Source organism: Oscillibacter sp., assembly GCF_032018205.1.
GTDB lineage: Bacteria > Bacillota > Clostridia > Oscillospirales > Oscillospiraceae > Oscillibacter.
Genome location: NZ_DALZOY010000024.1, coordinates 21,088 through 27,458, shown reverse-complemented (window position 1 = coordinate 27,458; position 6,371 = coordinate 21,088). Strand labels below are relative to the sequence as shown.

7 protein-coding genes are annotated in these 6,371 nt (G+C 60.9%); all 7 read right to left on the bottom strand.

What is annotated here, in order from left to right:
* Positions 1-173 precede the first annotated feature (173 nt).
* Positions 174-2,390: an ATP-dependent RecD-like DNA helicase gene (locus RTU96_RS14020; protein ID WP_312637267.1), complete on the bottom strand. Its 2,217-nt coding sequence runs from the start codon at positions 2,388-2,390 to the stop codon at positions 174-176.
* A gap of 40 nt (positions 2,391-2,430) precedes the next feature.
* A complete protein-coding gene (locus tag RTU96_RS14015) occupies positions 2,431-2,751 on the bottom strand; it encodes a hypothetical protein (RefSeq protein ID WP_293007664.1) in 321 nt (106 codons plus the stop codon).
* Positions 2,752-2,793: 42 nt separating this feature from the next.
* Positions 2,794-2,937, bottom strand: a complete 144-nt coding sequence (locus RTU96_RS14010; RefSeq protein WP_312637266.1) for a hypothetical protein — start codon at positions 2,935-2,937, stop codon at positions 2,794-2,796.
* Positions 2,938-3,081: 144 nt separating this feature from the next.
* Positions 3,082-3,585, bottom strand: coding sequence for an rRNA maturation RNase YbeY (gene ybeY / locus RTU96_RS14005; RefSeq protein WP_312637265.1), 504 nt, complete (start codon positions 3,583-3,585; stop codon positions 3,082-3,084).
* The gene (locus RTU96_RS14000) at positions 3,582-4,568 is read right to left on the bottom strand and encodes a PhoH family protein (protein WP_294856008.1); all 987 of its coding nucleotides are present in this window, start codon (positions 4,566-4,568) and stop codon (positions 3,582-3,584) included. Before RTU96_RS14000 ends, ybeY begins: the two co-directional genes overlap by 4 nt.
* Before the next feature lie 240 nt (positions 4,569-4,808).
* Positions 4,809-5,999, bottom strand: coding sequence for a sporulation protein YqfD (locus RTU96_RS13995; protein WP_312637264.1), 1,191 nt, complete (start codon positions 5,997-5,999; stop codon positions 4,809-4,811).
* Entirely contained in the window at positions 5,992-6,285 is a 294-nt protein-coding gene (locus RTU96_RS13990) for a YabP/YqfC family sporulation protein (protein ID WP_312637263.1), read from the bottom strand. Before RTU96_RS13990 ends, RTU96_RS13995 begins: the two co-directional genes overlap by 8 nt.
* Positions 6,286-6,371: the final 86 nt, after the last annotated feature.

Below are 6,371 nucleotides of genomic sequence, written 5' to 3'. Positions count from 1 at the left end.
TGGCGGTGAGGCGTTCGTTCTGCGAGAGTGTTTTTCCCGACGTACACGCCGCCGGAAAAATAGATTTCATTTTATTTCGCCGTCCCGGGGGCGAAACTCTGCGAGGCGCGGGAGACGCAGGACGGGGATTTTTATATCTCCGCCGGACAGGTTGCCATATTTGGATAAATGGGTCAGTCCGCCGGGCAGTCCCCGCCGCACAGCCGCCATTTCAAACCGGAGTAGCGCCGCTGACGGCGGTCGTTTTCCGCCATGGCGGCCACGGCAGAGTCGTCTCCCACCACAATCAAAAGCTCCCGCGCTCGGGTCAGGGCCGTGTACAGCACACCCCGCACCATCAGCGCCGGGGCGGCGGGCATCGCCGCCAGAATCACCGCCCGATATTCGCTGCCCTGCGCCTTGTGGACGGTCTGGGCATAGGCCAAATCCAGCTCCGATAGCTGGTCGGCGGCATAGGTGCACACCCGGTCGTCAAACACCACCCGCAGCCACTCGCCGCCGGGGTCGATCTGGGCCACGCGGCCCACGTCGCCGTTGAAAATGCCGGTGCCCATGCTGCCGTCGGTTTTTTGCCAGATCACGTCGTAGTCGTTCCGGGTCTGCATGATGCGGTCCCCTTCACGAAAGACCCGCTCCCCCCACTGGCGCTGGCGCTTGTCCGGCGCGGGGGGATTCAGCGCCGCCTGAAGCAGACGGTTCAGGTTTTCCGTGCCGCACTCGCCCTTGCGGGTGGGGGAGAGGACCTGAATCTGGTCCGCAGGGACCCCCATCTTCTCCGGCAGGCGGGATTTGCACAGCTCCACCACGGTGCTCACCGCCCGGTCCGGGCTGCGGCGCACCATGAAGAAAAAGTCGTTCTGATCATTAACAAACCGAGGCGGCTGACCCAAATTCACCGCGTGGGCGTTGCGGATGATGGCGGACTGCTCCGCCTGACGGAAAACCTCCCGCAAAAACACTGTCTCCACCCGTTTGCTGCGAATGAGGTCGGAGAATACGTTCCCCGCCCCCACGGAGGGAAGCTGGTCCGCGTCGCCTACCAGCACCAGCCGGGTGCCGGGGCGCAGCGCCCGCAGCAGAGCCGCGAAGAGGGACACGTCCACCATGCTCATCTCGTCCAAAATCACCGCGTCCGCTTCCAACGGCTCTTTTTCGCACTTGGCAAAGGCGGCCTCCCGGGTGGTTTCGTTCCATGTCACTCCAAGCAGTCGGTGGATGGTCTGGGCCTCCAGTCCGCCGGACAGCTCTCCCATCCGCTGGGCGGCGCGGCCGGTGGGCGCCGCCAGCAGAACATCCAGCCCCATCCGCTGAAACAGGGACACGATGCCTCGCACGGCGGTGGTTTTTCCTGTGCCCGGTCCGCCGGTGAGGATGAGGACGCCCGTCTGCGCCGCCAAAGCCACGGCCTGACGCTGCTGCTGGGCATAGGTAATCCCCTGAGCCTGTTCGATTTCTGCAATCACCTTGTCCGGGTTCCGGCCCCGGTCCGCGTCGGCGGACAGAAGCGCCAGAAGACGGGCGCAGGAGCCTACCTCCGCCTCCCACAGGCGGCGGAGGTAGCAGGCGGAAACGTTTGCCACCTGCTCCTGCACCACCGCGCCCCGGGCGCGGAGATCGTCCACTGCCTTTTCCGCAAGGTCGGCTTCGCAGTTTAAAAGCTGGGACGTGGCGGCGGTCAGCTTGCTGCGGGGGAGAAAGACGTGGCCGTTGCCCTCGTTGTGGTTCAGCTCAAAAATCACTGCCGCCTGAAGCCGTGCGTCGCTGTCGGCGGCAATGCCAAGGCTCATGGCGATTTCGTCCGTGGCGGAGAAAGGCACGCCGCACTCGTCGGCGGAGAGGATGTAGGGGTTGGAGCGCACGGCCTCCAGCGCCCCGTCTCCGTGGAGCTTGCGCAGTAAAATGGCAAGGGCGGGGGAAAGGCCGTACTGTGCCAGAAACGCCATCAGCCGCCGCAGGCCCATCTGTAAACGGAAGCCCTCGCCGATTTCCCGGGCCTTCTTTTCGGTGATCCCACGCAGACAAGTAAGCCTTCCTGGGTCCCGCTCCAATATGTCCAGTGTTTCTTCCCCAAACCGGTCCACGATGGCCCGGGCGGTGGCAGGGCCAACGCCCTTACAGATCCCGGAGGAGAGGTAGTTAAGAATCTCGTCAACCTCTTCGGGAAGGCGGCGTTCCAGCTCCAGCGCCTTGAGCTGCTCTCCGTGCTGGGGGTGGGTTTCCCACACGCCGTTCACCGTCAGGTGTTCGCCGGGGGCCACGCAGGGAATGCAGCCCACCACCGTGTAAAGTTCCCCCTCCTCCGTCACCAGCCGCAGGACGGTATAGCCGTTGTCGGCATTTTGAAAAATGAGACTATGTACCGTGCCGTCCAGGCAGCAGAGTTCGTCCATGCCGTTTCGTCTTCCTTTTCTCCAGTGTGATTGCGGCGGCTCAGAAAAAGTGCAAATCCTTTGCCTCCACCAGCTCCACGTTGCGGCGCAGGTGGCAGAAGTATTCCGCCGTCTGCCGTGCATCCTCGGTTATCCCGCAGTCCACCAGCATAATTTTTGCCGAGGGCAGAGTGTGCCGGGTGCGCAGCAGCTCCCGCAGGTCGGCTTCCAGCGTGGGTGCGTCGCCTTGCAGAGGGAGAAGCAGCCGCACTTCCGGATTGCGGCACCTGCCGGGGAGGAACGCCCCGACGACCAGCCAGACGCAGGTCGTTATCCCCACTGCGGACAGAAATGCGAGAACGCCATCCTGAATGAGTTCCATACTATCACCTCAGGACAGTGTATGCAAAAGTAGGTCCGGCGGTCAGTCCTGCGGCGCGTCAGGGAAGCTCGTCCCCGGATTGTCCGACGCAGGGAGATTTTGCTGGGAAAGCAGCGTGTCCAGCTTTTTTTCTATGTCCTTCTGTTTAGAGTGGAGCTCGGTCAGCTTAATGTAAATGCAGGTCATTAGAGAGAAAAAGGCCGCTTGAGCTGCCAGGCTCCAAAGTGTTCCATCCGGAACACCTATCGCACCCATGCCCCAATAAGCAAGAATGGTAAACAGAAGGTATACAATCCAAAGACCAATAAAATTCCCAACCACAGAATTCGCCTACCTTTCCAGACCCAGTTCCTTCATAATTTCTTCCTCCCGCGCCCGCATCTGCACTTTCATCGGCCCCTCGTCCAGATGGTCATAGCCCAGCAGATGCAGCGTGGAGTGCACCGCGAGATACGCAAGCTCTCGCCGGTTTGAATGTCCGTATTCCTTGGCCTGCGCCGCCGCCCGCTCCATAGAGATCACCATGTCACCCAGAGGGAGCAGGCCGGTAAAATCCAGAAGGTCCCCGGCGGTTTCAGTTGTAGGCGGCTCGCCGGGTGTAAAGTCAAATTCCGGAAAACTCAGAACGTCCGTGGGGGTGGGTACCTTCCGCTGCTCCATGTTGATCTTGCGGATGCCCGTGTCCCCGGTGAGAAGCACGTCCACCTCGCAGGGCAGGGTCACGCCCTCCATTCGGAGGGCGGTTTTAATCGCCTTGCGCACAAGGGCGCAGGTTTTTTCGTTGGAAGCGCCCGGCACGTCCGCGGTGACGGGGATATAATGGCTTTTTCTCATGACCGTTTCGCCTTTCTCCCGGCGCTTTTCAGCCGGGCCAGCTCGTCCCGTTCATAGGCCTCCACAATCCGCTGGACCATGACGTGACGAACCACGTCCGCGTTGGTGAGCTGGCAGATGCCGATGCCCTCCACGCCCTGCAGCACCCGAATGGCTTCCTTCAAGCCAGAAACCTTGTCAGAGGGCAGGTCAATCTGGGTTACGTCGCCGGTGATGACGATTTTAGAGCCGAAGCCCAGCCGCGTGAGAAACATTTTCATCTGCTCCCGGCTGGTGTTCTGGGCCTCGTCGAGAATGATGAAGCTGTCGTCCAGTGTCCGGCCCCGCATATAGGCAAGGGGAGCAACCTCGATGTTTCCCCGCTCCAGATATTTCTGGTATGTTTCCGCGCCCAGCATGTCAAACAGCGCGTCGTACAGTGGGCGGAGGTAGGGGTCCACCTTGCTCTGCAAATCTCCGGGCAAAAAGCCCAGCCGCTCTCCGGCCTCCACAGCGGGGCGGGTGAGGATGATGCGGTTGACCTGCTTGTCCCGGAACGCCGCCACGGCGGCGGCCACCGCCAGATAGGTCTTTCCGGTGCCTGCCGGTCCAACGCCCACGGTTATGGTGTTTTTCAGCACCGATTTGAGATACTGCTTCTGGCCGATGGTTTTGGGCTTCACGGGGCGGCCCTTGGCGGTGATGCACAGCACATCGCCGGTCAGCTCCGCAATCTGCCCCTCCTTGCCGGAGCGGACCAGAGAGATGACGTACCGCACGTTTTGCTCTCCGATGGCCTCGCCCCGAGAGGATAGGGTCAAAAGTCCTTGCACGGCCTTGACGGCCAGCAGAACGTTCTCCGGCTCGCCGTCTACCCGCAGCTCCCCATCCCGGTTCACCACGGCCACTGAAAATTCCTGTTCCACCAGACGGATGTTTTCGTCAAAGGAGCCGAAAATATTCACCGCCTGCTCCAGCCGCTCGATGCTGATTCGCTGTTCCAAATATGACCACTCCCGTTTGCCGGGCGGCGGCGCGTTCCCGCCGCCCGAATTTGAATAATGGTTTCCCGCAGGGGAAACCGGTCGTCCCCCGGACGGCAGTAAACTAAATTATATAGAAAAGCGTCTTGAAAGAAAAGTATTCCCCAAAAGCGTTCCGAAAAAATGCTGAAAAGGGTGCGCACAAGAAAAGAAATGCCAAAAAGTGACCTGAAAAGCGGCTTTAAGCCTCCGGAGGGCCGGTTATTCCGCCGCCGCTTCCAGCGGCACGGTGCGGCCAATTTCCTCCACACACTCCGCTGTCAGCGTGACGCGCAGAACATCGCCCGTCTGCCGAGAGGAAACGAGGGTGGAGCGAATTTCACCATCCTGTCCCATCAAAGAGGCGAGATATGCGGTGAGCGCTGTTCCTCCCGCGGCCTCCGTCTCCTGCGCCGAGCGGGTCCGAACCGTGGGCTCGAAGGGGCGGTAAATCTCTGTTTCCACCGTCACGGGCAGAGACAGACCGAACACAGACACTCGCTGCCGCGTAACCATTTTATCATAGAATGCCCCAAAATAGCTACTGTTTCCATAGAATTTTATCCGCCGGGTTCCGAGAATCAGGGACCGGCGAGTCTCCTCCTTCCCGGCGGCGCTGTTTTCTGATATCGTCAGGGGGAAATTTGCTTCCAGCCGATACCATGTTCTGGCAGTAATGGAGCCTGCCGCTGTGGTAATCCGGGCGCCGAAGGTGTCCAAATCCTCAATGCCGGAGATTAAAAGCTGGTCCTTTTCCACGGTGTCTCCGACACTGACGCACTTTTTCCCCAAAAAGGCGTGAACCTCCAGCACAAGACCGTCCCGCCGGGCCGTCACGTTGCAGGGGGCGCGGCGGTCCACCGGCTCCGGCGCGGCAACTCGCTCCCGCACCTGCACATAGGCCCGGCAGCCGGAGACGTTGACCGTCAGCCAGCTCAGGTCTGGGAGTTCCAGAAGGATGTGGTTGCGTAAGTCTTCTCCGTCTATGGAAAAGCCGAAGGTGCCGAAGCCCACGCCATTTTCCTCCAGCGCCCGCAGAATTTCCTCCTCTGGCACTGTTACCGCGCCGTCGACCGTAATCTCCCAGATGAAAAAGCTGCTGAAAAACAGCCCCAGAGCGCAGAGGACCAGCCCCGCCGCCAGCGCTTGCCGACGGCGGAACTTCCCCACGAAAAAGGGCGCACCCTCCCGCTTTTGTACGTGAAGCGTGCAGTCAAGGTTTCGGACCAGCAGCCGCAAAACCCCGAAATCCCGCCGGGAGAGCACGCAGAGAAATGCGTCTGGGCTTTCCCAGCGCACGTCCCACAGCTCCAGTCTTCGCTGGGCGGCGAGATTCAAAATCCGCTCCGGGAAGGAGCTTTCCACCCGCAGCCGCACCTGCCCCCGCAGGCGGTTTACCAGCTCGTCAAGCATCTGTTTTCACCCATTCCACCCGCTCTATCGCTCCGCCGATGCGCAATTCCTCCCCCGTCAGGGCCTCCAGCGTCAGGCATCGGCCGGAGATGCGCAGAATGCCGCAGGGGGTATTTATGTCGATGCTCTGGTCACTGTAAGCCAAAATGCCGCTGTGGTGCTCCACAAACAGCCGCCGGTCTCCGATCATCTCCAAATGGCACAGTCCCGCCACTACGTCGCCAGGAAGGTCGAACAACTCCGCCAGCTCCGTCAGCGGCGTGTCCCGCCGCTTGCGCTTTTCCATCGTCTCACCTCACTCAACTCTATGAGCGAGATGAAGAAAACTTGCCGGAGGGCAAGCCTTTTTCCATACGATGGCAGGCATGACCG

Coding starts and splice junctions, on each gene's coding strand:
- RTU96_RS14020 (WP_312637267.1), bottom strand. CDS start 2,390: ATGGACGAACTCTGCTGCCTGGACGGCACGGTACATAGTCTCATTTTT.
- RTU96_RS14015 (WP_293007664.1), bottom strand. CDS start 2,751: ATGGAACTCATTCAGGATGGCGTTCTCGCATTTCTGTCCGCAGTGGGG.
- RTU96_RS14010 (WP_312637266.1), bottom strand. CDS start 2,937: ATGACCTGCATTTACATTAAGCTGACCGAGCTCCACTCTAAACAGAAG.
- ybeY (WP_312637265.1), bottom strand. CDS start 3,585: ATGAGAAAAAGCCATTATATCCCCGTCACCGCGGACGTGCCGGGCGCT.
- RTU96_RS13995 (WP_312637264.1), bottom strand. CDS start 5,999: ATGCTTGACGAGCTGGTAAACCGCCTGCGGGGGCAGGTGCGGCTGCGG.
- RTU96_RS13990 (WP_312637263.1), bottom strand. CDS start 6,285: ATGGAAAAGCGCAAGCGGCGGGACACGCCGCTGACGGAGCTGGCGGAG.